Annotated in this window: 25 protein-coding genes and 1 pseudogene; 16 read left to right on the top strand and 10 right to left on the bottom strand. The window is 66.0% G+C overall.

Features of this window, described 5'->3' with window-relative positions:
* Positions 1-272: 272 nt before the first annotated feature.
* Both N0B15_RS11340 and N0B15_RS11345 read right to left on the bottom strand, forming a co-directional pair.
* On the bottom strand, positions 273-1448 hold the full coding sequence (locus N0B15_RS11340) for a class I SAM-dependent methyltransferase (RefSeq protein WP_263019821.1): 1176 nt from the start codon (positions 1446-1448) through the stop codon (positions 273-275).
* On the bottom strand, positions 1441-2562 hold the full coding sequence (locus tag N0B15_RS11345) for a 60S ribosomal export protein NMD3 (RefSeq protein WP_263019822.1): 1122 nt from the start codon (positions 2560-2562) through the stop codon (positions 1441-1443). Before N0B15_RS11345 ends, N0B15_RS11340 begins: the two co-directional genes overlap by 8 nt.
* A gap of 427 nt (positions 2563-2989) precedes the next feature.
* Here N0B15_RS11345 and htpX point away from each other — a divergent pair, with 427 nt between their 5' ends.
* The 3 genes from htpX to N0B15_RS11360 all read left to right on the top strand — a co-directional run bounded on the left by htpX (position 2990) and on the right by N0B15_RS11360 (position 5728).
* Complete coding sequence (gene htpX, locus N0B15_RS11350; protein WP_263019823.1) at positions 2990-3895, top strand: zinc metalloprotease HtpX; 906 nt, start codon at positions 2990-2992, stop codon at positions 3893-3895.
* 68 nt (positions 3896-3963) lie between these two features.
* Complete coding sequence (pspAB, locus tag N0B15_RS11355; RefSeq protein WP_263019824.1) at positions 3964-4569, top strand: PspA-associated protein PspAB; 606 nt, start codon at positions 3964-3966, stop codon at positions 4567-4569.
* Between the two features lie 76 nt (positions 4570-4645).
* Positions 4646-5728: an outer membrane protein assembly factor BamB family protein gene (locus N0B15_RS11360; protein WP_263019825.1), complete on the top strand. Its 1083-nt coding sequence runs from the start codon at positions 4646-4648 to the stop codon at positions 5726-5728.
* 45 nt (positions 5729-5773) lie between these two features.
* Here N0B15_RS11360 and N0B15_RS11365 read toward each other — a convergent pair whose 3' ends face one another.
* Positions 5774-7591 (bottom strand): glycoside hydrolase family 11 protein, encoded by a 1818-nt coding sequence (locus tag N0B15_RS11365; protein WP_263019826.1) that lies wholly within the window; start codon positions 7589-7591, stop codon positions 5774-5776.
* Between the two features lie 318 nt (positions 7592-7909).
* On the opposite strand from N0B15_RS11365, the gene radA reads away from it, so the two are divergent.
* Positions 7910-8941, top strand: a complete 1032-nt coding sequence (radA, locus tag N0B15_RS11370; RefSeq protein ID WP_263019827.1) for a DNA repair and recombination protein RadA — start codon at positions 7910-7912, stop codon at positions 8939-8941.
* A 180-nt stretch (positions 8942-9121) separates the two neighbouring features.
* Here the strand turns inward: radA and ddfA are convergent, their stop codons facing one another.
* Complete coding sequence (gene ddfA / locus N0B15_RS11375) at positions 9122-9412, bottom strand: DdfA family disk-determining factor (RefSeq protein WP_263019828.1); 291 nt, start codon at positions 9410-9412, stop codon at positions 9122-9124.
* 105 nt (positions 9413-9517) lie between these two features.
* A complete protein-coding gene (locus N0B15_RS11380; protein ID WP_263019829.1) occupies positions 9518-9985 on the bottom strand; it encodes an Lrp/AsnC family transcriptional regulator in 468 nt (155 codons plus the stop codon).
* Between the two features lie 133 nt (positions 9986-10118).
* On the opposite strand from N0B15_RS11380, the gene N0B15_RS11385 reads away from it, so the two are divergent.
* Entirely contained in the window at positions 10119-11366 is a 1248-nt protein-coding gene (locus N0B15_RS11385) for an aminotransferase class V-fold PLP-dependent enzyme (RefSeq protein WP_263019830.1), read from the top strand.
* An 86-nt stretch (positions 11367-11452) separates the two neighbouring features.
* Entirely contained in the window at positions 11453-11872 is a 420-nt protein-coding gene (locus N0B15_RS11390; RefSeq protein ID WP_263019831.1) for an iron-sulfur cluster assembly scaffold protein, read from the top strand.
* A 66-nt stretch (positions 11873-11938) separates the two neighbouring features.
* On the opposite strand, the pseudogene N0B15_RS18340 reads toward N0B15_RS11390, so the two are convergent.
* A pseudogene (locus tag N0B15_RS18340) lies at positions 11939-12919 on the bottom strand (DUF8054 domain-containing protein).
* 179 nt (positions 12920-13098) lie between these two features.
* Between N0B15_RS18340 and N0B15_RS11400 the strand changes: the two are divergent.
* Entirely contained in the window at positions 13099-15033 is a 1935-nt protein-coding gene (locus tag N0B15_RS11400; protein ID WP_263019832.1) for an ABC transporter substrate-binding protein, read from the top strand.
* 218 nt (positions 15034-15251) lie between these two features.
* Positions 15252-16481: an RNA-guided endonuclease InsQ/TnpB family protein gene (locus N0B15_RS11405; RefSeq protein ID WP_263019868.1), complete on the top strand. Its 1230-nt coding sequence runs from the start codon at positions 15252-15254 to the stop codon at positions 16479-16481.
* A gap of 100 nt (positions 16482-16581) precedes the next feature.
* On the opposite strand, the gene N0B15_RS11410 is transcribed toward N0B15_RS11405, so the two are convergent.
* The 4 genes from N0B15_RS11410 to N0B15_RS11425 form a co-directional block, all read right to left on the bottom strand.
* Complete coding sequence (locus N0B15_RS11410; protein ID WP_263019869.1) at positions 16582-16872, bottom strand: DUF424 domain-containing protein; 291 nt, start codon at positions 16870-16872, stop codon at positions 16582-16584.
* A 421-nt stretch (positions 16873-17293) separates the two neighbouring features.
* On the bottom strand, positions 17294-18061 hold the full coding sequence (locus N0B15_RS11415) for a tetratricopeptide repeat protein (protein ID WP_263019833.1): 768 nt from the start codon (positions 18059-18061) through the stop codon (positions 17294-17296).
* Positions 18062-18143: 82 nt separating this feature from the next.
* Positions 18144-18962 carry a hypothetical protein gene (locus tag N0B15_RS11420; RefSeq protein WP_263019834.1) on the bottom strand — a complete coding sequence of 273 codons (819 nt, stop codon included), beginning with the start codon at positions 18960-18962 and terminating at the stop codon, positions 18144-18146.
* Between the two features lie 69 nt (positions 18963-19031).
* Positions 19032-19892 (bottom strand): class I SAM-dependent methyltransferase, encoded by an 861-nt coding sequence (locus N0B15_RS11425; protein ID WP_263019835.1) that lies wholly within the window; start codon positions 19890-19892, stop codon positions 19032-19034.
* 176 nt (positions 19893-20068) lie between these two features.
* On the opposite strand from N0B15_RS11425, the gene thpR reads away from it, so the two are divergent.
* From thpR to ftsY, 8 genes are all read left to right on the top strand, one after another.
* Entirely contained in the window at positions 20069-20632 is a 564-nt protein-coding gene (gene thpR / locus N0B15_RS11430) for an RNA 2',3'-cyclic phosphodiesterase (protein WP_263019836.1), read from the top strand.
* 211 nt (positions 20633-20843) lie between these two features.
* Positions 20844-21926 carry a hypothetical protein gene (locus N0B15_RS11435; protein ID WP_263019837.1) on the top strand — a complete coding sequence of 361 codons (1083 nt, stop codon included), beginning with the start codon at positions 20844-20846 and terminating at the stop codon, positions 21924-21926.
* A 71-nt stretch (positions 21927-21997) separates the two neighbouring features.
* Entirely contained in the window at positions 21998-22996 is a 999-nt protein-coding gene (locus tag N0B15_RS11440; RefSeq protein WP_263019838.1) for a hypothetical protein, read from the top strand.
* A gap of 67 nt (positions 22997-23063) precedes the next feature.
* On the top strand, positions 23064-23216 hold the full coding sequence (locus N0B15_RS11445) for a 50S ribosomal protein L39e (RefSeq protein WP_263019839.1): 153 nt from the start codon (positions 23064-23066) through the stop codon (positions 23214-23216).
* A gap of 1 nt (position 23217) precedes the next feature.
* Entirely contained in the window at positions 23218-23496 is a 279-nt protein-coding gene (locus tag N0B15_RS11450) for a 50S ribosomal protein L31e (protein WP_263019840.1), read from the top strand.
* Between the two features lie 5 nt (positions 23497-23501).
* A complete protein-coding gene (locus N0B15_RS11455; RefSeq protein WP_263019841.1) occupies positions 23502-24167 on the top strand; it encodes a translation initiation factor IF-6 in 666 nt (221 codons plus the stop codon).
* Between the two features lie 145 nt (positions 24168-24312).
* A complete protein-coding gene (gene pfdA / locus N0B15_RS11460; RefSeq protein WP_263019842.1) occupies positions 24313-24768 on the top strand; it encodes a prefoldin subunit alpha in 456 nt (151 codons plus the stop codon).
* Positions 24769-24781: 13 nt separating this feature from the next.
* Positions 24782-26089, top strand: a complete 1308-nt coding sequence (gene ftsY / locus N0B15_RS11465; RefSeq protein WP_263019843.1) for a signal recognition particle-docking protein FtsY — start codon at positions 24782-24784, stop codon at positions 26087-26089.
* The last annotated feature ends 4 nt before the right edge of the window (positions 26090-26093 follow it).

A 26093-nucleotide genomic window follows, 5' to 3' on the forward strand; every position in this document is an offset into this window, starting at 1 on the left:
GAGGCTACCATCGCGTTCGACTTCCACTCTCTCGAGTGGTCCCCACCGCCGTTTATTCGAACCGATACCATCCCACCTCACTGGTACTGGTCTTCACGCACCTCGATCGAAGCGTCGCTCCCCGTTGCCGTCGCGAGTGACGCACCCTCCGGGGCGTATCGGTACGCGGTTCGGACGTTTCACGAAAGTAACCCGGATTCCGCGTCGACCACCAACGACTTCACGATCACCGTCACCGGCTAGCACCGCTCGAGTCGCGACTCACGACCGTCTCACTCGACTCGAGCGTCCACCACGACGTGCCAGACACCCGCGCTGTGGCTCTTCACGCGGTGTTTCTCGAGGACCTCGAGCGAGCGCCCCGCCTCGTCGACGGCGCGCTCGAGGCGGGCGAGCGGCCGTTCCCACAGCCGAGTCTCGGGCGTGGCTTCGTGGTAGTGGAGCACGCCGCCGGACTCGAGTGCGTCGAGGGCATGTGCGAGGAAGTCTGCGGCCTCCTCGCGGCGGGTGCCGTGGCCCGCCTCGTCGGTCCCGTCGGGGACGCCGTAGTAGCCCATCACGACGCGGTCGGCGCTCACCGAGAGGTCGCGACAGTCGCTGCGGTAGGCGTCGACGCGCCCTGCGACGTCGTTCAACACCGCGTTCTCGAGCAGGTAGCGAAACGCCGTCGGGTTGATCTCGCTCGCGGTGACCTGTGCGCCGGCGCGGGCCATCGGGAGGGTGAAGTAGCCGATGCCCGCGAACATGTCGAAGACGCGCTCGCCGTCGGAAACGACGTCGCCCATGCGCGCGCGTTCGGCCTGGTTGCCCGGCGAGAACATCACCGCTGCGGGGTCGAGTCCGTACCGGGTGCCGTGTTCGGTGTGGACCGTCTCCGTATCACGCGAGCCAGCGAGCAGGCGGGTACGCGGCTGGCGCGTGGTTCCGGCGGCGGCGTCGGTCGCGATTCCCTCGTCGGCGAGTACCGAGGCGGCTTCACCGTGGCACTCGAGCAGCGCCTCACCGACCGCGCGCTCGTCGGGACAGCCCTCGGGAACGCGAACAAGCACGACGCTGCCGACGACGGCCCAGGAGGACGGTGCCGACTCGAGGTCGGCCTCGCTCCAGCCGCGCTCGCGCAGGCGGTCGGCGAGCGTCCGGGTCCGGTAGGCGGGGTCGACCTGGCGGACCACCTCGTGGACGCGGGTCGCGGTCGGTGGCTCCGTGATCGGCACCGCGACGAACGCCTCGCGCTCGGCGGCGGGACGGACGCGCCTCGAGTCGTCGTAACAGCCCTCGGCGCGCAGGCTCTCGATGACGGTCTCGGTTCGCTCCGTCTCGACGACGGCGGCCAGCGGGTGTGCGCCCGTCTCGAGCGGGCCCACCGCGGTTCCCTCTCTGCCCGCATCCGTCTCGTCCGTCCCGTTCGCCCCGTTCGCCCCATCCACCCCGTCCGCCTCTTCAGGCATCGTCCTCGTCGGGCAGGATGTGGAGTCCGGCGCGGCTCTTGAGAACGGGTACCGTCTCGGCGTCGGGGTCGAAGTAGTCGGGTCTCGAGACGGTTTTCGCCTGGTAGGTCTCGGGGTCGAGCACCTGGACGGCGTGGTCGTCTTCGACGGTGACGACGGTCGCCTCGACGGCGTCGTCGGTGTCGCCGAGTTTGCGCGCCTCGGGGGCGTTGCCCTCCTCGTAACTCGCCTCGTAGCGCTCGCCGGTGCGGACGCGGGTGCCTTTCAGGTTGCCGTGGGCGCTGCGCACCAGGACGGGACCGTCGCCGTCGTCGACGTCGATCACGTCGCCGGGGATGTACGGCGGGAGGCGGACGGCGAACGTGACCCGGTAGACGCCGTTGCCGTCTTCGTCCTCGGTGACGAGCGTCTCGGCGTCGTTGACGGTGCCGCCGAACTCCTCGACCATCTTGTTCGAGATCTTCTTGCCGATCTTGTTCGTCGAGACCCGCATGTTCAGCCCGTCGGGCGTCTCGCTCGTCTTCGTGATGAAGGCGTTGCGGTCGCCGGTCGCCTCCATGTCGGCGACGATCCGGTTCGCGATCTCTTTGGCCCGTTCGATCTCCTCGCTCGTCGGCGTCCGCTCCTCCGCGCGGATCTGGACGACGCTCGCGTAGTAGTCGCCGGAGATCCGGCCACACCGGGTGCAGGTCTGTTTGGCGATCTTGACGGGGACCGTCACCGACTCCTCGACGAGCTGTCCCCGGACCGTCCCGGTGAAGTAACAGTGCATCCGAACCGTGTTGACGCCGACCTCCTCGGGATCGACCTGCCAGGAGACGTCCTCGACGTCGACGTGGACCGAGATGGCTTCGCTCACCTCCTCGATGGCGATGTCGGTGTAGTCGTCCGCTCCGACGTCGACCCACCGCCGTCCCCGGTGGACGGCCCCACACTGGGCACAGACCCGGACGTCGATACGCTTGGGCGCGTCGACGAACTCGAAGCGTTCGAAGTAACACGCGTCACAGAGGTCGACCGCCGCGTTCGACCGCAACGGATCGGACGCGCCGCTCTCGTCCCGGTCTGTGACCGGATCACCGCAGCGCGGACAGAACGCACGCGAATCAGTCATGGCCCCTCGTAGCGCCTTCAGCGTGTTAAACGGCCCGCTCGAGTGCGCCTCTCCGGGCTCCCGGCGTCCCGACGGCAGCCCGATCGTTTTCAGAATCTGAAAGTTCCACCCGAAACGAGGGGGTTGCCGGCCGGCATCAGTACCGTTGGTGACGGCCACGTGAATCGTTCGAAACCGCTGTGTGAGCGCTCGATGCTGGTGTTTCCGTTACTATCTCCCTCTTCACTCCTTCTGAGATGTTTCTTCGATGGTGTGTTTCCGACGGAGATATTGACGACGGGAGACCGGCTGTCAGTCACCTGTCTGACGGGCGCTCGAGAGCGGCTGTCAGACGGGACCACGTCACACGGATTCCACGCGAAACGAGGGGGTTCACGCGAGGAGACGGTTCGGTGATACTTATCCCGCCAGGCTGCCTAGAGAGCGTATGGACTGGCAGCCGGACTGGGGACTGCGGGCACGGATGGCGCTCACGATGTTCATGCTCTTTGCGGTCTACCTCTTCTTCGTCGCCGCGCTCACCATCGGCTTCGGTGGGGGGACCTCGAGCCTGCTGCTCGTTGCGACGCTGCTGGGGGCGTTCTCGCTCGTCCAGTTCTTCTTCAGCGACCGCCTGACGCTGTGGAGCATGGGCGCGAAAGAGGCCTCTCCACAGGAGTATCCGGAGCTTCACGCCGCCGTCGAGCGGCTGAGCCAGCAGGCGGACCTGCCGAAGCCGACGGTCGCCGTCGTCGACTCGAAGGTCCCGAACGCGTTCGCGACGGGCCGCTCGCCGAAGAACGCCGCCGTCGCCGTCACGACCGGACTCCTGGTGACGCTCGACCGCGAGGAACTCGACGGCGTCCTCGCCCACGAACTCGCCCACGTCAAGAACCGCGACGTCGCCGTGATGACCATCGCCTCGTTCCTCTCGACGATCGCCTTCCTCATCGTGCGCTTCGGCGGCCAGATGATGTTCTACACCGGCGGCGGCAACCGCGGGGGTGGGAAGGGCGCGGCGGGCATCCTCGTCGCCATCCTCGTCTCGCTGCTCGTCTGGATCATCAGCTACATTCTGATCCGCGCGCTCTCGCGCTACCGCGAGTTCGCCGCCGACCGCGGCGCTGCGGCGATCACCGGCCAGCCCGCCGCACTCGCCTCCGCCCTGCTGAAGATCTCCGGCGAGATGGAGAAGGTCCCGAGTGACGACCTCCGCGAGGAAGCCGAGATGAACGCCTTCTTCATCATCCCCATCCGCTCGGGCATCGTCGGCCGACTGTTCAGCACCCACCCCTCGACCGACCGCCGGATCGAACAGCTCCGTACCCTCGAGCGCGAGATGGAGTCGTTCTGACGCCGCGAGCCAGAGACGACGGGCGCGAAGTCACACACTTCTAAGGGGTCGACCGCGATACTCGAGCCATGGGACTACTCGACGGGATCCGCGCCGTCCTCGGCGTGCGCGCGGAAGCCGACGCCAGACGGGACGCGAGCCCCGACGACCTCTTCGGGATGAGCACCGCCTACCTCACGATGGAGGCCGACCTCGGCTACGAGTCGGCCGACGCCGGCGCGCTCTGTTTCGCGGGCGTCGACTCGAGCGGCTTTCGCGACGCCGTCGCCGAGGTCGAAGCCATCCTCGAAGCGGGCCGGGAGGAGACGAACACTGACTTCGACATCGCCGAAGACGACCACGGCTACCACTGGGTGATCCTCGAGGATACGGACCCCGAAGACCTCATCACGAGTCTCCACTTCGCGTCCGATACGTTCATCGAGCGCGAGTACGGCTCACGCCTGCTCGCCGCGGTCTTCGCCTACCGGAACGAGGACGGCCCGGCCTACTGGATCTACTCGTTCCGTCGCGGCGCGTTCTACCCGTTCGCCCCCCGTCCGGACCGCGAGCGCGACTCGAGTACGGAGTTCAAACTCGAGTCGGTGCTCGACGGCGAACTGACGATCGAACGCGAGAAGGAGTACTGGTACCCGCTGTGGCCGAGTGCGAGCGGGCGCCACCCCTGGGAGTGACGCGAGCGCGATGCAGGCGCTGGTTTCACGTCGCCGTTCGAGGCTGTTATCCGTGAGACGGGTGTAGCCACGAGTCGTGACCGACTGGAACCAGTTTCGCGGCGACCGACGCCACAGCGGCGCTCGGCCCGAACTCACGGGACCGCCCCGGCCCGAGGAGACCTGGTCGCTCGCGTTCGACGGCGGCGTCACCTCTCCGCCGGTCGTCTCCGCCGGAACCGTCTACCTGGGTGCGGACGACCGCCTGTTCGCGCTCGAGGGGCGAACCGGCCGCCGCGAGTGGGTCTCGGACCGCTTCGGCGCGATCACCACCGCCCCGGCCGTCGACGCCGACCGGCTCTACTGTGCGACCGAAACGAGTCTCGTCGCGTTCGTGACGGCCACCGGGGAGACGGCCTGGACCGTCGACCTCGCGGCCGCACTCGAAGCGGCGTCGACACAGCCGTCGTCTTCACGGCTCGCTCTCGCCGACGGAACGCTCGTCGTCGGCGGGGACGCCGGTGTCACCGCGCTCGAGGCGGCGACCGGCGAGGTCCGCTGGCACCACGGGACGGACGAACCCGCCGCGGGCCACCCCGCGCTGGCCGACGGCCGCGTCTACGCCGGCACCGCCGACGGCACGGTCCTGGCGCTCGAGTCTGAGACGGGCGAGGAGGTCTGGAGCGCGCCGACCGACGGGGCGCTCGTCGGCGGGCCGACCCTCGTCGGCGACCGGGTCTACACCGCCGACGCGGCGGGGACGGTGCTCGCACTCGACGCCGAGACCGGCCAGTCCTGGTTCGCCTACAAGGCGCGTACGTCGTTTACGACCGGCGTCACCGTCGTCGGCGAGAGCGCCTTCGTCGGCGGCACAGACCGGACGCTCCACGTCATCGATACTACCTTCGGCAAGCGAAAACTCCGCGGCCTGCTGTTCTCGAGAGACGGCGTCTCCCTCGACGGCGACGTCCGCGGCGAGCCAACGGTCGTCGGCGACCTCCTCTGTATCGGCGACTCGAGGGGGACGCTCTACGGGATCGGTCTCGCCGAGGACGACTTCGCCGACTTCCGCTGGCACTACCGGGACGACCCGCTCACGCACGCGCCTGCGGTCGCGCCCGACTCACTCTACGTCGTGGTCGGCGGTGAGCGACTGGTCCGCCTCACGACGCCCGCGTGAGTCGTTGCGCCGCGCTCGAGACCGTGAGCGACGATTGTGGGTGCCTTAGACTTCTTCCCAGGGACCCCACGGGGTGGCACCAGGCTCCTGGCTCTGGGTGTACCACTGAGCCTCCCAGGTCGAACCGTCGTAGGAGACGCGGTCGCCATCGGTGTAGACCTCGCCTGCGTCCCACGCCTGGGCGTCACCGCCGGAGCCGCCAGTGTCGCCGCCGGAGCCGCCAGTGTCGCCGTCGGAGCCGCCAGTGTCGCCGCCGGAGCCGCCATCGCTCGTCCCGACTTCCTCCCAGGGACCGTACTCTCTGCCTCCGGGCTGCTCGTTATGGGTCCACCACTGGGCCTCCCAGGTCGAGCCGTCGTAGCTGACGCGGTCGCCCTCGGTGTAGACCTCGCCCGAATCCCACGCCTGGGCGTCGCCGGTAGTGCCGTCGTCGGTCTGGTCGTCATCACTGGTATCGTCATCACCACCGCTGTCGGAGCCGTCGTCGCTACCGTCCAGAGAGAACTCGAGGTAGTTGAGGTCCCACCAGCTCTCGTTCATCGAGACGCGGATGACTTGCTGTCCAGCCGACAGCGACACGCCGGAGGTGGAGACGGTCTCCCAGGTGTCCCAGCCGCCGGTAGCACCGAAGCTGACGTCACCGGAGATGTCCTGTCCGCCGACCTCGAGATTGAAGGCGCCGCCGTCGGAGTCGGAAGCGACGAGCGCGTCGACGGTGTACTCGCCGGACTGTGTGACGTCGACGGTGTACTCGACCCACTCGCCGGCCTCGATGTGCCCGATGGAGTATCCCGAGCCGCCGGATCCCGAGGAGATGTCGACGTACTGGTCTGTACGCATGGCACCGCCCTCGTTTTCACTGGTGTTGTCGCTGTAGGCGACGTCCGGACCGCCCTCGTCGTACTCCTCGGCCTGGATACGTCCGGGGATCGCGTGTGGAGTGCCGCCGTAGGGTTCCTGGTCGCCGGTTTCCGGCTCCTCACTGCCGGTGTCGTCACCCGGCTCCTCACCGCCGGGATCGCCGCCGCCGATACCACCCGAACCGCCACCGTCGGATTCACTGATCGTGACGCTGGCGCTGTTCGAGCCCGAATAGCCCCAGGCCTCGACGGCCATGATCTGGTAGTCGTGGTTGCCCAACGGGAGACCAGCGCTCTCCCAGGCGTCGAAGTGGTTGCCGATGCTGATGGTGCCACTGGTTCGGGAGTTCTCCCGGATGCTCCAGTACTGGGTGAACGTCGCCGTCCCCTCGATCGAGGGCTCCTGGATGCGCTCGGAGGTGGCGAGTTCGTAGGTGCTGCCGTCGCTCTCGTGACTACCGATTTGCTCGTCGCCGGGCCGGTAGGTCCCGTAGTTTTCGATGATGTAGTACTCGACGAGCGGGTCCGTCGTCCAGCCGTAGAGACACAGGTAGGAGTTGTCCGTCGGATTGTGCGTGGCGTCGTACTCGATGGTCCGGCTACTACCGGGGTTCCAACCCTTGCCGAGGACGAAGTTGCCCGTGTTGTTCCACTCACAGCTGTAACTGCCGCCGGACTCCAGCGTCATCGAAACCGTATCGGGTGTATCCGTCCAGAACGAGACGAAGTGGCCGTCGTGTTCGGTCTGGGTGTTCTCGGTGAGCGTCTCCTGGGCGACGGCCGAGGTCGCCATCGCCCCGGCACCGAGACCGGTTGCCGCCGCCGCACCGACGGTTCGCAGGAACCCGCGACGGCCAACCGAACCCGACTCGGCCGACTCACTCGGCCGCTCGAGGTCGGCCTGGAAGTCGCGCAGACGCTTCGCTGCTGGGGGGAGTTCGGTACGTTGCTCCGTCGTCTCTTCGACACCGGAGGTCGCTTCGGTATCGCAGTCGTCGATCATTATCTTTCGTACCTCATCTAAAATTCAAGGCTATTGCTAATAAATCTTGTTCTCCCTGCGAGAATCGCATTCCCTAGACGAGAATAGAATTTCCTAGGCCCGAACAGGAACGACCCTGGACTGGCCTGGTTCCGGAACCGTCCGTGGCCCTAGACCGGCCGTCGCCGCTCGACCAGTGGCCACGGCGTCGCCCGTCTCCCCCTTCGCTCGAGCCGCCATCGGATCTCACCGGTCGGTTTCCGGTCCCTCCTCGACTCACTTTCACTTTCACTCTCCTGTTAACGAGGGTTTATGGTGGCTCCAGCGCAAGCTCAGATCATGGCAGACGTAGACCTAGAGACCCTCCCTGGTGTTGGACCGGCGACCGCGGACAAGCTCCTCGATGCGGGCTTCGACTCCTATCAGAGCCTGGCAGTCGCCTCCCCGGCGGAGCTGTCGAACACGGCCGACGTCGGCGAGTCGACGGCTTCCGACATCGTCCGGGCGGCACGTGACGCAGCGGACATCGGCGGCTTCGAGACCGGCTCGGCGGTCCTCGAGCGGCGAAATCAGATCGGCAAGCTCAGCTGGCACATCGACGAGGTCGACGACTTACTGGGTGGCGGCGTCGAGACCCAGTCGATCACCGAAGTCTACGGCGAGTTCGGGGCCGGGAAGTCCCAGGTGACTCACCAGATGTCCGTCAACGTCCAGCTCCCCAAGGAGGTCGGCGGACTCCACGGAAGCGTCGTCTTCGTCGACTCAGAAGACACCTTCCGTCCCGAGCGTATCGACGACATGGTCCGTGGACTCCCCGAGGAGGCGATCGAAGCCGCCCTCGAGGACCGCGAGATCGAGGGCAGTCCCGGTGACGAGGCGGCGATGGAGGAACTCGTCGAGTCGATGCTCGAGAAGATTCACGTCGCGAAGGCGTTCAACTCGAACCACCAGATGCTGCTCGCCGAGAAGGCCAAGGAACTCGCGAGCGAGTACGAAGACAGCGAGTATCCGGTACGCTTGCTCTGTGTCGACTCGCTCACCGCCCACTTCCGCGCGGAGTACGTCGGCCGTGGAAACCTCGCGAACCGCCAGCAGAAACTCAACAAACACCTCCACGACATCGACAAGGTGGGTAACCTCTACAACGCCGCCATCATCGTGACCAACCAGGTCTCCTCGAACCCCGACGCGTTCTTCGGCGACCCGACGAAGCCCATCGGTGGCAACATCTTGGGTCACAAGTCCACGTTCCGCATCTACCTGCGCAAGTCGAAAGGCGACAAACGGATCGTCCGCTTAGTCGACGCGCCGAACCTCGCCGACGGCGAGGCCGTCATGCGCGTCCAGGGCGCTGGACTGAAACCCGAATAATCGCCCACTCCCCGGACCGTTTTGCGTCTCACTGTTTAGCGCACGTCGGCGTCGCTCGAGCCAGCGCGTCTCTCTCGGCGTCGGACGGCGCGCTCGCCGCTCGGCGTCTACCGGGTCGCTCGAGCGTCCGCCAGACTGTCTCGGCCCCCACTCCCCGTGAGTGCCGTTCGCGCCTGCCGGTTACTCGAGACCGTCCGTTTGCTCGAGCGAGACGGCGAGGGTATCGTCTTCGGCGTCCTCGACGGTGATCCAGTAGCCACAGTAGGCGAACTCGACGCGTCCCGCTCTGACGCCGCCGCTCTTCGTCGGCGCGAAGAGGGTCTCGAGCGCCTCGGGATCGACTGCGTCCCACAGCGGCGGCAACTCGAGCGGGTCGCGCCCGTCGGCGTCGGCGACGTGTTCGATGATCGTTTCTGTGACGGATGGTCGTGTCTGTTCGTCGTGCGTCCCGTACGCGCTGTCGACACTCATCGGTGGTCGTAGGAGGTTGGTTGATAAATAGCTATCTATGGCCATAAATACGTTGAATTATTCGAATATGGGGGGCATAATTTGATAAATCTTTCAGTCAGGGTTCTATGAGTGTTCGTATGCGAATGCCGAGAGTGGCTGGCTTCGCTCGCGTCGGATCAGGTCCTCGGCGTCGATTTGCAGGCCCAACTCGTCGAGGCTGAGCGCGATGCGCGTGATGTCGTCGTTGTCGTTGCCGCAGGCGACGACGTGGACGTTTCGCTGGCCGGTCATCAGCGTTCTGACCTCGAGAACGCCGGGGATCTCGAGGACGTCGTCGAGGATCATCTCGCGCTCGGTGACGGTGACGGTACAGATAAACAGAAAGTGGTGCTGGATGTCAGTACGGTTGAAGTCGACGTTGACACCGTAGCTGTCGATGACGCCGCCCGCTTCCATGCGCTCGATGCGGTTTCTGACGGTATTGTCGGAGACGTTGACGGCGGCTGCGATGTCGGTGATCGAACGCCGGGCGTTCTCCTGGAGGGCGTAGATGATCCCCTCGTCGACGGCGTCCAGTGTCAGCCGGTCCATACCTGAACACTCACCGTCGGACCTCAAAGTGGTGTCGGCGGGCTGGCACGCGCTCGGCTGTCGCTGGCGCTGGTCGCGGACGGATCCGACGCGACCGAAGGAGTGTTTTGTCTCCGGCACCTCGTAGCCACCAATGAGCCAACAGAACGCCGATGCGCTCGACGTCGAGCGCATCCGGGGGGAGTTCCCCATCCTCGAGCGCGAGTTCGAGGGCCAGCGGCTGGTCTACCTCGACAACGCGGCGACGACGCAGACGCCGGAGGTGGTCGTCGAGGCGATGAGCGACTACTACCGGGAGACGAACGCGAACGTCCACCGCGGCATCCACCAGCTCAGCCAGGAGGCCTCGATCTGCTACGAGGAGGCCCACGACCGCGTCGCCGAGTTCGTCGGCGCGAGTGGTGGCCGCGAGGAACTGATCTTCACAAAGAACACGACCGAGAGCGAGAACCTCCTCGCGTACGCGTGGGGCCTGCGCGAACTCGGCCCTGGCGACGAGGTCGTCCTCACCGAGATGGAACACCACGCCTCGCTCGTCACCTGGCAACAGATCGCCGAGCGGACCGGCGCGACCTGTCGCTACATTCGGATTACCGACGACGGCCGCCTCGACGAAGAGCACGCCCGCGAGTGTATCACCGACGAGACGGCCATCGTCAGCGTCGTCCACGTCTCGAACACTCTCGGCACCGTCAACCCCGTCGCCGACCTCGCCGCCCTCGCCCACGACCACGACGCGCTCATCTTCGTCGACGGCGCACAGGCGGTGCCCAACAGACCGGTCGACGTCGAAGCCATCGATGCCGACTTCTACGCCTTCTCCGGCCACAAGATGGCCGGTCCCACCGGCATCGGCTGTCTCTACGGCAAGAAACACCTGCTCGAGGACCTCGACCCCTTCCTCTACGGCGGCGGCATGATCCGGAAGGTCACCTTCGAGGAGTCGACCTGGGGCGACCTCCCCTGGAAGTTCGAACCCGGCACGCCACCCATCGCCGAAGCCGTCGGTCTCCACGCTGCCGTCGACTACCTCGAGGGAATCGGCATGGACCGGATTCGCGAGCACGAGGAGTCCCTCGCCGCCTACGCCTACGAACGCCTCGACGCCGAGGGCGACGTCGACCTCTACGGCCCGGAGCCGGGTCCCGACCGCAGCGGTCTCGTCGGCTTCAACCTCGAGAGCGTCCACGCCCACGACCTCGCCTCGATCATGAACGACCACGCCGTCGCGATCCGCGCCGGCGACCACTGCACCCAGCCACTCCACGACCGGCTGGGCGTCGCCGCCTCCGCCCGCGCCTCCTTCTACATCTACAACACGCGCGAGGAGGTCGACGCGCTCGTCGAGGCCATCGACAGCGCGCGCCAGCTGTTCGCCTAGGCACCCGGACCCGAGGTGTTCCGTCTTCGCTCGCGTGCCTCGAGCGGTCGCAACCCTTTTCGGCCGTTCGGCCGTAGAGGTCCGCAATGGCACTCGGCTCGGATATGTACAGACAGCAGATCCTCGACCACTACAAGAACCCGCGCAACTACGGTGAACTCGAGGATCCGACGTTCAGCCACGTCGGCGAGAACCCCCTCTGTGGCGACGAGATCCGCATGGACGTCCGCCTCGGCGAGGACGAGGAGACGATCGAGCGCGTCGCCTTCAGCGGCGACGGCTGTGCGATCAGCCAGGCGAGCGCCAGCCTGCTCTCGGTCGAACTCGAGGGAAAGACCGTCGACGAACTGCTCGCGATGGACCGCGACGACATCGTCGACATGCTCGGCGTCGACATCTCGCCGATGCGGATCAAGTGTGCCGTCCTCGCCGAGAAGGTCGCCCAGGACGGCGCGGAGATCTACCGCGGCGAACTCGAGGCGGAGAAGACGACGACCGAAGACTGAGACAGTAACCGGCTCGTCTGAACGGTCGGCTCGTCCGCCGAGACGTGGCCAACAATTCGGTCTCGATTACTCCGCCGCCGCTTCTCGTTCTTTCCGGTTGACTTTGTTGACCTCGATGATGCGTGCGTTACAGTCGTCACAGAAGATGGCGTACGTCTCGCGGGTCCGACAGCAGGACTCGACGGTCTCCTCGCTCAGTGACAGCTCTCCCTCACAGCTCGGACAGCGCTCGACGAACGCGCGCAGGCCGTTGACGATCTGGCTCCGTTGCTCGAGTGAGAGCCCCTCCCAGCCGGGGATCCAGTCGCCGAGGACCTGCTCGCCGGCGACGTCGGCGAGCGCGGCGGCGTCCGACTCCCAGCGGGCGGCCAGACGGTTGTTCGCCCGGACGAAGACGTAGCCCTCTTCGGTCATCTCGATCGAGATCTCCACGTCGACCTCGAGGTCCTCGTCGTCGAAGCCGAAGAACTCGGTGAGCTGCGCCTCGCGGTCGCCTTTGTGCATCGCGTCCATCCGCTCGCGCCAGGCGGCGTCGAGGTCGTCGGTCACACAGAGGTCGTCGTCCTCGCAGGGTTCGACCGCGCCACACTCGAGGAGGATGGCTTCGGTGTCGATCGGGTCTTCGAGGAGCGGTGCCAGGTTCGTGTCGTCGGTAGTGGTGTCGGTAGTCATGGGTATAGCCGCTCAGTTGGTCGCCGTCTCGTCCTCGTCCGAGTTCGCCCCGGACGAGCGCAGTTCTTCGATGGCGTCGAAGTCGATACCCGCCTCGACCGGCTCCGGCTCTTTGTCGAACTTCGCGAGGAGCCAGTCGGGGAAGTAGCGCTTCGTCAGCGTCGGCGTGCCGGGTACCAGGTAGCCGCGGACGTAGATCGCCGCCAGCGAGAGGACGAACGCGACGAGTGCAATGGGTCTGTTCCAGAGGGCGATACCGCCAGCGACGACGAGAGCGATCACGACGTTGACGGACGTGCAGGGAATACAGCGGTTCTCACCCGTGTATTCGGGCTGGTGGACTCGTTCGTATACTCGAGACAGTCCCGATTGCATGGAGATTCCATCGCTCTGCCCCAGGAAAAAACTTCTGGTGGTCTCACCGTCGTCCACCGCTCGAGTCGGTCTCCCCCGGACACCGTCCGTAGTGGTGTCTGTCCGCCCGTGTCGACGCCGCTCTCCTCTATTCGTCAAATTCCAGAAAATATTTATACGCTGTACATAAACTTCAGATCATGAACACTAGAAGGGATGTGCTCCGGAACGGTCTCGCGGCGTCGACGTTCGCCGCGTTCGGTTCTCTCGGACTCACGACCGGTGTCGGTGCGGCCGACTCGCTCGAGGACGACGGTGTCTGGTTCGACACGGCCTCGCTCTCGATGTCTCCCGACGAGTTCCAGTTCAACGCACAGTTCCTCCACCACGACGCCCTGTACGGACTCTACGCGCCGTTTACCGCCTACCGCGTCGAGAGCGACGAGTTCCACCCCCACTTCGTCGAGGACTGGACGGTCGAAGACGGCTCGATGACACTCCACCTCCGTGAGGACTTCACGTGGGGTGGCGCAGGTGGCGGTGACCCCATCACCGCCGACGACGTCGTCCTCCACCTCGAGCTCCGGGCGTACGTCGACGACGAGTTCTCCTGGTTCGTCGACGGGATCGACGCCGTCGACGACCACACCGTCGAACTCACCTTCCCCGCGGGGACGAACCCCGACCTGGTCGTCTACTCGGTCCTCGACTACAGCCTGACGCACCCACCGGCGGCCTTCGGTGACGACCACGACGACCTCGTCGCGGGCGACGATCCGTCCTACCCCGGCTCCCTGCAGGAGACGGTCGTCCCCTCCGGCCCGCTCGAGCTGGTCGAGGAAACGGACGAGTACCACGCCTACGGCGTCCGTGACGGCCACCCGGCCGCCGCCGACATCGACTGGGACGGCTACCGGATGTGGGCACGCGAGTCGAATACGGACGCACTGGCGTCGCTCGAGGACGGATCACTCGACGGATTCGCGACCCAGTGGTCGAGCGACGATCCGCTTCCCGAGACCGCCGAACGGGTGAGCGTCTCCGACGGTGTGGGCGTCGCCGTTCAGTTCGTCCACGACAGCGAGCACTTTCGTAGCCGGACGGTTCGCCGGGCGTTCATGTACGCCCTCGACCGCGAAGCGATCGTCGACGACCTGACGGCGGGGACGGCGATCCACCACGAACGGCCGACGGGTCTCTCCGCACAGAGCGCACAGCGGTGGCTCGGCGATACGCTCGAGACCTACGACGCCTACGAGCAGGACCACGACCGCGTCACGGAGCTACTCGAGAGCGCGGGCTACGAACTCGTCGACGGCACGTGGCGGCGCGCTTCCCAGTCGCTCACCGTCGACATCGCCACCGACGGTCAGCCGCGGTGGGCGGAAGTCGCGGCGGAAATCGTCTCACAGCTCTCGGAGGCGGGCTTCGACGCGACCCTCGTCGTCGAACCCGACATCGTACACAAACTCGTCGACGGCGACCTCGAGGCTGACGCCGTCGTCTCCGGCTTCCTGCCGGGAGCCGTCTTCCGCGCCCAGGCACGCCAGCACCACCCCTACTTCGCGTTGTTGCTCACGCTACTGATCAGCCGGTACGCCCCGTTCGACTACGGCTATCCGACGACCGTCTCGGTTCCCTCGATGACCGGCACCTGCTCGGAACTGGTCGACATCGAGGACTGCTTCGAGCGCTTCGAGACGGCCACCGACCCGGCCGAACAGCGCGACATCGTCGAGACGCTCACCTGGGTGTTCAACCAGGACCTTCCCGCCGCGGTCATCATGGAGCCGACCATCCAGACCGTCGTCGACCGCAGCCGGTGGACGGTTCCCGACGACTCCCCGTACCTCGAGACGCGCGCGCCGCTGTGGTGGCTGGCGCTCGAGGGTGACCTCCAACCCGCAGGCGACGGACCCGACCTCGAGATCAACGGCTACACGCCTGCCCCCTACGGCGACGACGGTCTCTACCGCGACATCACTGGCGACGGCCGGGTCGGCTTCAACGACGTGGTGACGTTCTTCGAACACCACGACGACGCCACGATCCAGGACCACCCCGACCTGTTCGACTTCGACGGCAGCGGCCGGGTCGGCTTCAACGACGTGGTCGCACTATTCGAGTCGATTTAGTACGCCACCGAGCGTCGACTGGTGAGTGAAACCGAATAACACCGATCGAGTTTCCCCATCAGTTCAGGCTTGGAACGCCACTAGCGACCACCTTTCAACAGGGAGGGAGTCCCGCCGTTCACGGCGGGCGGGAATCGTGTCACTGAACGACACAAACCACCGTTCGACAACCGGACAACTCCCGGACACTTATCATACTACAAAACCACGTGTGGCATGTGGAATTGAAACGTACCGCCCGCGTCAAACTCTCCATCCCCGACGACCGGCGGGACGACCTCAAACGGACGATGCTTACGTTCCGAGAAGTCGCCCAACGGTTCGCAGACCGTGGATGGGAGCGAGACGAGGGCGGCTACGTTATCACATCCAGAACACGCCTTCAGTCGCTTGTCTACAAACAGGTTCGCGAGGACACTGGCCTACACTCGGATCTGTGCATCGGCGCGGTGAACCTCGCGGCCGACAGCCTTCGGAGCGCGGTCGAGCGCATGAAGGCCGGCAAGAACGCCGGCAAACCGACGTTTACCGCTCCGACCGCGACGTACAACACCGGCGCAGTGTCGTACTTCACGGACGGCGACGGGCCGGGATACTGCACGCTCGCGGCCTACGGTGGTCGGGTCCGTGCGGAGTTCGTCTACCCGCCCGACGAGGACTGTCCGCAACGGCAGTATCTCGGTGGCGACGAGTGGAAACCGAAAGGCGCGACGCTGCACTACGAACGAGACGACGGCGAGTACTACCTTCACGTCACGGTAGAACGCGACGAACCGGAAACGGAGTTGGGAGAGACCGAGAACGGAACGGTTCTCGGCGTAGATGTAGGCGTGAAGAACATCGCCGTCACGAGCACGGGGACGTTCTACTCCGGCGGGCTGTTCAATCACCGCCGAGACGAGTACGAACGCATCCGTGGATCGTTGCAACAGACCGGCACGGAGTCGGCGCACCGAACCATCGATCAGATGGGGAATCGAGAGCGGCGCTGGAACAACGACGTACTGCACCGAATATCGAAGGCTATCGTTCAAGAAGCAATAACGCACGACTGTTCTCACATTGCCTTCGAGGACCTGACCGATATTCGGGACCGAATGCCCGGCGCGAAGAAATTTCACGGATGGGCGTTCCGTCAACTGTACGAGTACGTCGAGTACAAGGCCGCCGAGTTCGGGATCTCGACAACGCAGGTCGACCCGGCGTACACGTCCCAGCGCTGTTCAAAGTGCGGGACGACGCTCCGCGAGAACCGCACGTCACAAGCGGCCTTTCGCTGTCAGAAGTGTGGCTACGAGGTTCACGCCGACTACAACGCCGCAAAGAACGTTGCAACGAAACGACTCCGGTCGGGGCAGAAGTCTCCGGCCGGAGGGGCGACCAATCAACTCGCCCTGAAGTCGGGAACGCTGAACGGGAACGGCGATTTCACGCCTGCCTCATCGTAGGCCAGACCGGGAGTTCACCGACAAACGCCGGCCTTCAGGCCGGGGAAGTTGATAGCGACGTTCTACGGGCCACCCGACCCGTGGTCGGTTTCCGCTCGAGTCACATCCACAACAGCTGTGCGTGTCGCGTCGGCCCGATCTCGAGGACGTTCGCCTCGTCGACGAACCCGGCCTCGACGGCGACCTCGACGGCGTGTGTGCCGACGATGTTCGCGACGGCGGCGCGCGCTAAGCTGTCGACGACGGTCTCCTCGTCGGCCTCCTCGCCGCCGTAGAACTCTTCGGTGACGGTGAACGAGATCGCCTCCGTCTCGAACGTCTCGCCGAGAATGTCGCGGTCACAGACGGCGACGAGCAGTCCCTCTTCGGTCTCGCGCTCGGCGACGAGCAGCCTCTTGACATCCTCACCGCGCCTAAAGGCGCGGGAATCCTCACGTTGGGGGTCTCGGCTCATGCCGAACCACCACGCGAGCGACTTTCTCCTAACGGTGGATACTCCGGTTCGTGCGCGCTTCTTTGGGACTGTCGAGAGAGTGTGGTAGCTCCGACCATCCGTGGTCGTCCCACTCGAATCGCACGGGCCGTGCCATCGGCCTGCCTGTCCTTTCTGCCACGGTGGACAGGCTCGAACGGGAGAGGTTCGCTTTTTGTGTCCTCGCTTTCGCGGGCGGCAGACCCCAAACCAACTGCCAACTTTTTCCCGTTGAGCTTAGATGTGTGAACGAGCCCAGAGGGCCTAAGTCTTGTGGTTGTTCGGTAGTGCCTACCGCTCGACCCCCGCCTGAAGACGGGGGCATGCGCTTTATTCTGTGTCACTCGAACACCCTCGTCCCGTCGCGCTCTTCGTACTCGTCGACGAGGCGCTCCTCGGCGCGCTCGCGCAGTTCGTTCGCCTGCTCGGCGACTTCTTCGGCCTCGTCGTACTCGCCGAGTTCCTCGAGGATCCGGGTCTTCTCCTCGAGCACCGCCGCCTCGCGCATGCCGAGACGGATCGCGTTGTCGATGCAGAACAGCGCCTCCTCTGCGAGGCCGCGTTCCTGGAGGAAGAACGCGCGGTTGTACCACGCCTGCGGGAAGCGCTCGTCGATCTCGACGGCGCGTTCGGCGTGCTCGAGCGCCGCCGACGTGTCGCCGAACTCCCACAGCGCGTACGCCAAATTGGTCTCGGCGCTGGCGGCGTGTTCGCTCTCGGGGTCGATCGCGATCGCCTCGCGGTGGGCACCGATCGCCTCGTCGTACTCCTCGAGTTCGGCGTGGGCGACGCCCTTGTTCACCCAGGCCTCCTGGGCGAGGCGGTCGTCGTCGGCGAAGCGCGCGACGCGCTCGAACGCCTCGGTCGCCTGCTCGAAGCGGTTGATCTGGACGTAGCCGAGTCCGACCTCGAGGAGGTCCGCGGCGTCGATGTCGTCTCTGTCGACGTTGTGCTCGTCGAGGAGGTCCGCGAGGACCCGCGAGTCCACCGGGTCGACCTTCGTCGGATCGACCGCCAACTCGGGTGGGTCGAGGTCGAACCCGTCGTACGGCTCCCCGAAGCCGCCGCCCTCCGAGAAGCGGTGGCGCTCGTCGTCCTGATCGCTCATTGGTCCGGATTGGGGGTCGTGCGGGTTAAGAGCTACGCTCGTGTCTCGAGGCGATGCGTCCGAGTGGCGTCGTCCATTCGTCTCACGCCCGCGTCGCCGCGACTCGCTCGAGGCCGACGACGGCCCAGACGAGCGCGAACCCGAGCGAGAGTCCGACGACGTGTGCGCGCACCGCCCCCGTACCCACCGCGAACAGGTCGACGGCCGCGCCCGCGTAGACACACCAGCCGACGACCGCCAGCGAGACGGCCACCTCGCCGCCCGGCTCACGCAGGCTCGCCCGCATCGCCCCGACGGCGTCTCTGAGGGTGGCGAGCGCGGTGGCACCCGCGAACAGGGCGAGCCAGCCGAGACCGCTCGAGACGGCGACCACCGCCAGCGCCAGCGCGAGCAGGCCGCAACTCCCGACGAACGGCCCACGCGCGCCGACGAGTGCCTCGCGCTGGTAGGTCGCGATCGAGACGGCGAGCAGGCCGACGAACGCGGCGGTGACGACCGAGAACCCGACGCCCGCACGTCCGGCGGGCGCGTCGATGGCACCGACCTCGAGCAACAGTGTCCACTGGAGCGCCGTCAGCAGAGGGACGAGAACGAGAATCGTCGCGAAACAGGCGTAGTAGCGCCGCCGTCGGGAGACGCTACTGAGGAGGGCGAGCGAGAGCGTACTCGAGAGTGCGAGACCGAAGACGTTCCCCAGGAGGTGGCCGAGGGTGGCGTGGCCGAGCAAGGAGGTGTAGCTCTCGAGCACGCCGTCCACACCGGGGCGAAACGCCAGCGACTCGTAGTGAACCGGCGAGAGGTAGACTGCCACGAGCAGCGCCGGAATCGCCAGGTGGACGAGCGCGTCGAGAGGCGTGAGACGCTCGAGGGAGGCGGCGACGGCGACTCGAGGACGGCTCATCTCTGTACCTCCCTTCGGTGTGCCGCCCCATCCCGGTTTCGTGTCTCCGTCTCTCTCGCTGATGCCGGATCACCGATCAGTGTCGGCTACATCGGCTTTGTCGACCGACGCGAGGACGAGAAGCCGCTTTCTCGTCCGTGGGAAGGCTCGCTGGATTTGCCCTTCGAACAGGTTATACACGATTTTCGCCAGATTCCGTTCCAGTTTCGCTCGTCTGAACTTCTCGGGCCACGCAGACAGGTACCGTTGCCGTTCGATCCCGTATCCCTGTTCCTCTAGCACTTCGACCAGCGTATTCATACTGTAGAGGTAGATGTGATTGTAACTGTTCTCGTCGTCGCCGATGACTGGTGCATCGAGAATGTCGCTTCCGAACAGCAGTCGCCGTCGATTCGTCACATTGAGAATGTTCGGTGTCGTGATGAGTAGATAGCCGTCACAGATCGACCGCAATTCACCGAGTACTTGGCGGAACACGACGGGTGAGAGGTGCTCGATGACCTCTCCAACGACGATGACGTCGAACGAGTCGTCGATGTCGATACCCGTCTCGAGGTTCTGTCGGTAGACGGTGACCTCGTTCTCGGCCAGATACGAGTGGAACGGTCCCGACTGGACACGCTCTACGCTCGGATGTTCTATGGCGGACACCTCCACGTGTTCTCCGAAGTGATCGAGAATCGGTTTCGTAACGTACCCATAGCCGATTCCGACATCGAGCACTCGTATCGGTCTCGAGTCGAACGGCTGGCTGAATATCTCCCGGACGATTTCTACGATGCGGTACGGATCGTTGCTCGCGAAGATGTGCCGTCTCCACTCTTCGTCGTCCCACGCCGCGAACTTCGAGTGAATCTCTTTGCAAGAAACGACGCTCTCCATCACCGCTTGCCGTGTTGGCTTTCGCACGGCCTTTTCGCCAGAAACCATCAATCATGATTATTGTGGCACCTGTCGATAAAGTCGTCGGCCGTCTTGATATCCTCCCCGCGCTCGAGCGCGAGGATTCCTCCGTTGGGGGTTCGGCTTCGTAACCGTTCACGAAGCGTACTGTTGGCTTGGTGGTGAACTACAGCATTCAAGGCCCTCTCGAGCGAACTATCGGTATGCGACTGTTCGTCAGTGTCGACCTTCCGGAGTCGCTCACGGAAGCGTTCGCCGCCCTCCAGGCCGAGTTCGACGCCGTCCCGGGACTGCGTGTGGTCGACCCCGAACAGGCCCACCTCACCCTCCAGTTCCTCGGCGAGGTCGGCCCCGCGCAGGTGGCGACGCTCGAGCGCGAACTCGCCGCCGCAGTCGACGAGAGCGGTGTCTTCCCGTTTACCGCCCGCTTCGCGGGCCTGGGGGCCTTTCCGAACCGCGACTACATCCGCGTCCTCTGGCTCGGCGTCGAGGACGGGCGCGACCAGTTCAGCCGCCTCCACGACGCCATCGAGGCGCGAACCACGGCGCTCGGGTTCGAGGCGGACGGCCACGAGTTCACCCCGCACGTCACCCTCGGGCGGATGACTCACGCCGGCGGCAAGGAGACGCTCCAGCACCTCCTCAGCACGCACACGCCGACGGTCGGCGAGATGCGCGTCGACGAGGTCCGCCTCACCGAGAGTACACACACCGCCGACGGCCCGCGCTACGAGACGCGCGAGCGATTCTCACTCGAGGCGGACTGACTGTCGGGCCGTATAGTCACTCGAACAGGTCACTCGCGAGGCTTGTGTTTAGTGGCTGCCATCAGCCTGCTGTATGTCCGGCCTACTCTCACGAAAAGTTGGATGTAGAGCGCCTGTAACCCGCGGTATTCCGTGTGTACACCCACTGGTGTAATATCGGATCCTGGTATACGATTTCTGTGATGACTGTGCTCGACAGGTGGACAGCGACGTGTCACGTCCTGGCGGCCCGTCGGCGGTGGTGGTTGCGTGGCTGGCCGTCGGCCGAGCGGCCATCCACTCGGCGGCCGAGACTGCGATGACCGACCCCGGCCGACCCGACAGTGAGGGGGGTGCTCCCTCGAGCGACGCGACTCCCGACCCCGCGATCACGCGGCGGGCGCTGCTGGGTGGGGCGGGTGCGACGGTGCTCTCGGCGCTGGGAGCGACGACGAGTCTGACGGCCGCCTCCTGGAACCAGGCCGAACCCGCCTCGGCGACCGTCCACGTGCGCGTCTATCCGGGCCCGATGCCGGTCACCGCACGCCTCGGGGCGGGACGGCCGGACGAGAACGGTCTGTTCTCGGTTCACCGCGACGCGCTCGAGGCGGTCGAGGGGGCGCTCGAGGGGGCACTCACCTACGCGGGCGAGCGCGGTGTCGACCTCGACGCCGTCGTCGAACCCGGCGGGCCGGTCGCCGCCTCGTTCTTCTCGCGTCTCGAGACGGCGGTTCGCGAGCGGCGAAACCCCTCCGCACAGGAGACGGTTCTCGACGCGTTCCGGGACGAACTCCGCGAACGCGAGGTGCTCTCGGGGACGACCTGTCACCTGCTGTTGTGGTGGAACCCGTTCAACTACGACCTGGGCTACGGCGGCACCCGCTCGCCGAACGGCCACGTCACCGCAGTCGACGGCGAGGGCTCTCAGACGGTCGCGAACGTCGGGGCGACCGAGTTCTGGGACTCGCGGGCGGTGACTCGAAACATCGCTATCCACGAGACGCTCCACACCTTCCTCTCGCGCGACGTCGTCAGCGAGGTCGTCGGCTCGGGCTGTGACCACGACCTCGGGAGCGCGATTCGGCGGGAGGAGGGCGACGAGACGGTGCTCGAAATCTCGCCGATGGCGACGGCCTACGCCGGTCCCGACGAGTTCGGTGGCGGCACCCGCTTTCACGGCACCGGCTGTTACGACCACGACAGCTTCTCGCGTCACGACGGCACCGACGACGTCGACCGCTTCGTCTACACCACCGACCTGAGCGAGGCGACGCTCGAGGCGCTCACCCGCTACCTCGAGCGTCACCTGGGCTAGACCCGTTTCCGTCTCTGACCCCCGAGACGCGACGAAACGCCTTTGATCGCGGCCACGAATCTCCGTACCTGATGGTCGATCTGACGCGTCGACAGGTGCTCGCCGCGGGCGGGGGAGTCGCCGCCCTCGGCAGCGGACGGGCCGTCTACAACGTCTTCCTCGGCTACGACCGGTTCACCGGGACGAACCTCCGCCGTCAGGACCTCGACCCGCTGGTCGCGAACGGACTGCGTCCCTCCGAGCGCCACGTCGCGACCGTCGACGGCTACCGGATCGAACACCACGACTGGACGGTGTCGGTCCGCGAACGCGGGGCGGACGACCCGGTCGCCACCTTCGCCCTCTCGCGCGCCGACCGCGAGCGGGCCGCCGCCGTCGACGCCGACCTCGGACTCACCGACGGCCCGCTCGAGCAGCTCGTCTCCGACCTCCGCGCGCTCGCCGCCGGTGAGGTACGGTTCGTCTACGACAGCTACCCGGACTTCTTCGAGTACGCCCGGTCGGGCGAGACGCGTCCGTACACGGTCGCGGCCGTCCGTGGCTACCGGGAAGCCGACCCCGACCTGATCGCGGCGTTCGCCGGCGCGGACCCACGCGACCCGGAGGCGCTCGCCGAGGGCTTAGTCGAGGGCTTTCGCGAGCACACGAACTACGACGTCGGCCGCTACGTCGCGGGATCGGTCGAGGACAACGTCCTCTTCGGTGCCCGCGACCTCCGCGGGCACTTCGAGTCGCCGACCGACTTCGAGGCGCTCCTCGCGGGCGAGGACGGCGGTCTGTTCTGTTACGAACTCGCGCGCCGGTCGGTCGACGCCTTCCAGGCGGTCTCGGCGCTCGAGCAGTCGCCGCCGGTCGTCGGCGGCTTCGTCCTCGACGAGCGCCACAAACACGTCTACACGATTCTCGTCAGCTTCCTCCGCGAGGACGGCGACCTCGTCGTCCCCGTCACCTTCCTCGATTACACCCACTCGACGCTCTACGACGACCTCAGACTCCGTCGCGTGCTGGGTGAGGGTCTCGACGCCTACGACACCCGCCACCGGGTGACGGCGGTCGGCTGGTACCAGTGAGCCGTCAGCGCGCTCGCTCTCTCAGATGGACAAGATTTTAACCACGCGTCGGCTACGTGAGCGCACTATGGGTAAGAAATCGAAGGGCAAGAAGAAGCGGCTTGCCAAACTCGAGAACCAGAACAGCCGCGTTCCGGCCTGGGTCATGCTCAAGACGGACATGAACGTGCGACAGAACCCGAAGCGACGCAACTGGCGGCGCAACAACACCGACGAGTAACATGAGTGCAAGTGATTTCGAAGAGCGCGTCGTAACCGTTCCGCTCCGTGACGTGAAGATCGGCCCGAACCACGCAGCGGCCAACGCCGCGATGAAGATCGTTCGCGCCCACCTCGCGAAACAGTTCGCCGTCGACGAAGACGCCGTCAGACTCGACCCCTCGATCAACGAGGCGATCTGGTCGAACGGCCGCTCGAACCCGCCGCGGAAGCTCCGCGTCCGCGCGGCCCGCTTCGACGACGACGGCGAACAGGTCGTCGAGGCCGAGTTCGCCGAGTAATCCACGTGCTTCGCACAGCCTTCGCCGGATCGGCGTACGTCGGTGTCTTCGCGGCCGCGACCGACTCGTGCGTCCTCGTCCGGCCGGACGTGAGCGACGAGCGCGCCGACGAGATCGAAGCCGAACTCGAGGTTCCCGTCCTCCAGACGACCGTCGGCGGCTCTTCGACCGTCGGCGCGCTCGTCACCGGCAACGAGAACGGCGTCCTCGTCAGCAGCCGCATTCTCGAGTACGAACGCGAGCGACTCGAGGAGACCATCGACGAACCCATCACCGAGTTGCCCGGCCAGATCAACGCCGCCGGCAACGTCGTGCTCGCGAACGACTACGGCGCGTACGTCCACGCCGACCTCTCCCGGGAGGCGGTGACCGTCGTCAAAGACGCGCTCGAGGTGCCCGTCGAGCGCGGCGACCTCGCACGCGTCCGGACGGTCGGGACGGCCGCCGTCGCGACCAACGCGGGCGTCCTCTGCCACCCGAAGGCGACCGACGGCGAACTCGACGCGCTCGAGGAGATCCTCGACGTCCGCGCCGACGTCGGAACGATCAACTACGGTGCGCCGCTGGTCGGCTCCGGGCTGATCGCGACCGAGGCGGGCTACATCGTCGGTGAGAACACGACGGGACCGGAACTCGGCCGCATCGAGGACGCACTCGGCTATCTCGACTGATTTTCTGGTGGCGCTCGTCTCCGGGAGGGAAGGGAAGATTCTTCCGACTGCTTCACGCACGTGGAGATATGAGTACGCGTAGCGCCAGCCAGCAAGTCACGCGCCGCGACGGACGCTGCCTCGCGCACTCGGAGGTCGATGTCTCATGAGTCAACAACTGCAAGCACTCTCTCAGGAACTCCAGGAAGTACAGGGCCAGATCGAAGCACTCAACACGACCGTCGAGTCGATCCGCGACCGTCAGCAGGAGGTCGACGAGGCCATCTCGGCGATCGGCGCCCTCGAGAGCGACTCGGTCGTCCAGGTACCGCTCGGCGGCGGTGCCTACGTCCGCGCGACGGTCGAGGATATCGACGAAGTGATCGTCGACATCGGTGGCGACTACGCCGCCGAGTTCGAGCGCGAGGGAGCGACCGACGCCCTCGAGAACAAGAAGGACCGGCTCGACGAGCGCATCTCTGAGGTGACCGACCGCATCACCGAACTCGAGACCGAGAGCGCACAACTCGAACAGCAAGCCCAGCAGATGCAGCAGCAGGCGATGCAACAGCAGATGCAGCAGATGCAGGGCCAGGGTCCCGGACCGGACGCAGACCAGTAGACGACACCCCTCCATGTTCGACAGTTTAAAGAAGAAACTCGGGAGTTTCCGGAAAGACGTCGAAGAGACCGCCGAGGAGAACGCAGAGCCACTCGAGGAGGACGACCTCGAGGAGCTCGACGGTGCGGGTCTCGACGAGACCGGCCCCGGCGCGGACGAGCAGCCGGCGGCCGCAGACGACACCCCGGACGATCCGACGCCGGAGTCGGACCTCGAGTCGCCACCGGAACCCGCCGTCGAGACCGAACCCGACGCCGACACCGAGACGCCGGCGCCGGATATCGATCCCGAGGTGGAGTCGCCAGCGGCGGTGAGTACCGACGCCGAGGATGAGGACTCCGCGGCGACCGACGGCGAGACACTCGGTGCGAACGTCGAGATCGTCGACGTGCCGCTCGAGGGCGAGGGAGACGAGACCGAGGACGGCCCGGGCTTCGGCCAGAAGGCGAAGTCACTCGCCCGCGGGAAGTTCGTCATCGAGACCGAGGACCTGGAGGGTCCCCTCCAGGAACTCGAACTCGCGTTGCTCTCGAGCGACGTCGAGATGAGCGTCGCCGACGAGATTCTCGAGAACATCCGCGACGAACTCGTCGGCGAGACACGTCGGTTCACCGAGTCGACCGGCTCCGTCGTCGAGGAGGCGCTCGCCGACGCGATTCGCGACGTAATCAGCGTCGGCCAGTTCGACTTCGACGAGCGCGTCGCACTCGAGGAGAAGCCGCTGGTCATCGTCTTCACCGGCGTCAACGGTGTCGGCAAGACGACGAGCATCGCGAAGCTGAGCCGCTACTTCGAAGACCGCGGCTACTCCTGCGTGATGGCCAACGGCGACACTTATCGTGCGGGGGCGAACGAGCAGATCAGAGAGCACGCCGACGCCCTCGACACGAAGCTGATCTCCCACGACCAGGGTGGCGACCCCGCCGCGGTGCTCTACGACGCCGTCGAGTACGCCGAGGCCAACGACGTCGACATCGTCCTCGGGGACACGGCGGGCAGGCTCCACACCAACGAGGGCCTGATGGACCAGCTCGAGAAGATCGACCGCGTCGTCGGTCCCGACGTGACGCTGTTCGTCGACGAGGCCGTCGCGGGCCAGGACGCCGTCAACCGCGCCCGCGAGTTCAACGAGGTCGCGCCGTTCGACGGCGCCATCCTGACGAAAGCCGACGCCGACTCCAACGGCGGAGCCGCCATCTCCGTCGCCCACGTCACCGGCCAGCCCATCCTCTTTCTCGGCGTCGGCCAGGGCTACGACGACATCGAGCGCTTCGACCCCGACCGGATGGTCGCGCGCTTGCTCGAGAGCGACGAGACCTGACGGC

Source organism: Natronobiforma cellulositropha (genome assembly GCF_025629245.1).
GTDB classification, from domain to species: domain Archaea; phylum Halobacteriota; class Halobacteria; order Halobacteriales; family Natrialbaceae; genus Natronobiforma; species Natronobiforma cellulositropha.

What these genes read in the sequence shown, in the direction of transcription:
- N0B15_RS11345 (WP_263019822.1), bottom strand. Translation starts at nt 2,562, where the DNA reads ATGACTGATTCGCGTGCGTTCTGTCCGCGCTGCGGTGATCCGGTCACA.
- N0B15_RS11450 (WP_263019840.1), top strand. Translation starts at nt 23,218, where the DNA reads ATGAGTGCAAGTGATTTCGAAGAGCGCGTCGTAACCGTTCCGCTCCGT.
- pfdA (WP_263019842.1), top strand. Translation starts at nt 24,313, where the DNA reads ATGAGTCAACAACTGCAAGCACTCTCTCAGGAACTCCAGGAAGTACAG.
- N0B15_RS11415 (WP_263019833.1), bottom strand. Translation starts at nt 18,061, where the DNA reads ATGAGCGATCAGGACGACGAGCGCCACCGCTTCTCGGAGGGCGGCGGC.
- N0B15_RS11425 (WP_263019835.1), bottom strand. Translation starts at nt 19,892, where the DNA reads ATGGTTTCTGGCGAAAAGGCCGTGCGAAAGCCAACACGGCAAGCGGTG.
- N0B15_RS11380 (WP_263019829.1), bottom strand. Translation starts at nt 9,985, where the DNA reads ATGGACCGGCTGACACTGGACGCCGTCGACGAGGGGATCATCTACGCC.
- N0B15_RS11400 (WP_263019832.1), top strand. Translation starts at nt 13,099, where the DNA reads ATGAACACTAGAAGGGATGTGCTCCGGAACGGTCTCGCGGCGTCGACG.
- pspAB (WP_263019824.1), top strand. Translation starts at nt 3,964, where the DNA reads ATGGGACTACTCGACGGGATCCGCGCCGTCCTCGGCGTGCGCGCGGAA.
- thpR (WP_263019836.1), top strand. Translation starts at nt 20,069, where the DNA reads ATGCGACTGTTCGTCAGTGTCGACCTTCCGGAGTCGCTCACGGAAGCG.
- htpX (WP_263019823.1), top strand. Translation starts at nt 2,990, where the DNA reads ATGGACTGGCAGCCGGACTGGGGACTGCGGGCACGGATGGCGCTCACG.
- N0B15_RS11420 (WP_263019834.1), bottom strand. Translation starts at nt 18,962, where the DNA reads ATGAGCCGTCCTCGAGTCGCCGTCGCCGCCTCCCTCGAGCGTCTCACG.
- N0B15_RS11340 (WP_263019821.1), bottom strand. Translation starts at nt 1,448, where the DNA reads ATGCCTGAAGAGGCGGACGGGGTGGATGGGGCGAACGGGGCGAACGGG.
- ddfA (WP_263019828.1), bottom strand. Translation starts at nt 9,412, where the DNA reads ATGAGTGTCGACAGCGCGTACGGGACGCACGACGAACAGACACGACCA.
- radA (WP_263019827.1), top strand. Translation starts at nt 7,910, where the DNA reads ATGGCAGACGTAGACCTAGAGACCCTCCCTGGTGTTGGACCGGCGACC.
- N0B15_RS11365 (WP_263019826.1), bottom strand. Translation starts at nt 7,591, where the DNA reads ATGATCGACGACTGCGATACCGAAGCGACCTCCGGTGTCGAAGAGACG.
- N0B15_RS11385 (WP_263019830.1), top strand. Translation starts at nt 10,119, where the DNA reads ATGAGCCAACAGAACGCCGATGCGCTCGACGTCGAGCGCATCCGGGGG.
- N0B15_RS11390 (WP_263019831.1), top strand. Translation starts at nt 11,453, where the DNA reads ATGGCACTCGGCTCGGATATGTACAGACAGCAGATCCTCGACCACTAC.
- N0B15_RS11445 (WP_263019839.1), top strand. Translation starts at nt 23,064, where the DNA reads ATGGGTAAGAAATCGAAGGGCAAGAAGAAGCGGCTTGCCAAACTCGAG.
- N0B15_RS11440 (WP_263019838.1), top strand. Translation starts at nt 21,998, where the DNA reads ATGGTCGATCTGACGCGTCGACAGGTGCTCGCCGCGGGCGGGGGAGTC.
- ftsY (WP_263019843.1), top strand. Translation starts at nt 24,782, where the DNA reads ATGTTCGACAGTTTAAAGAAGAAACTCGGGAGTTTCCGGAAAGACGTC.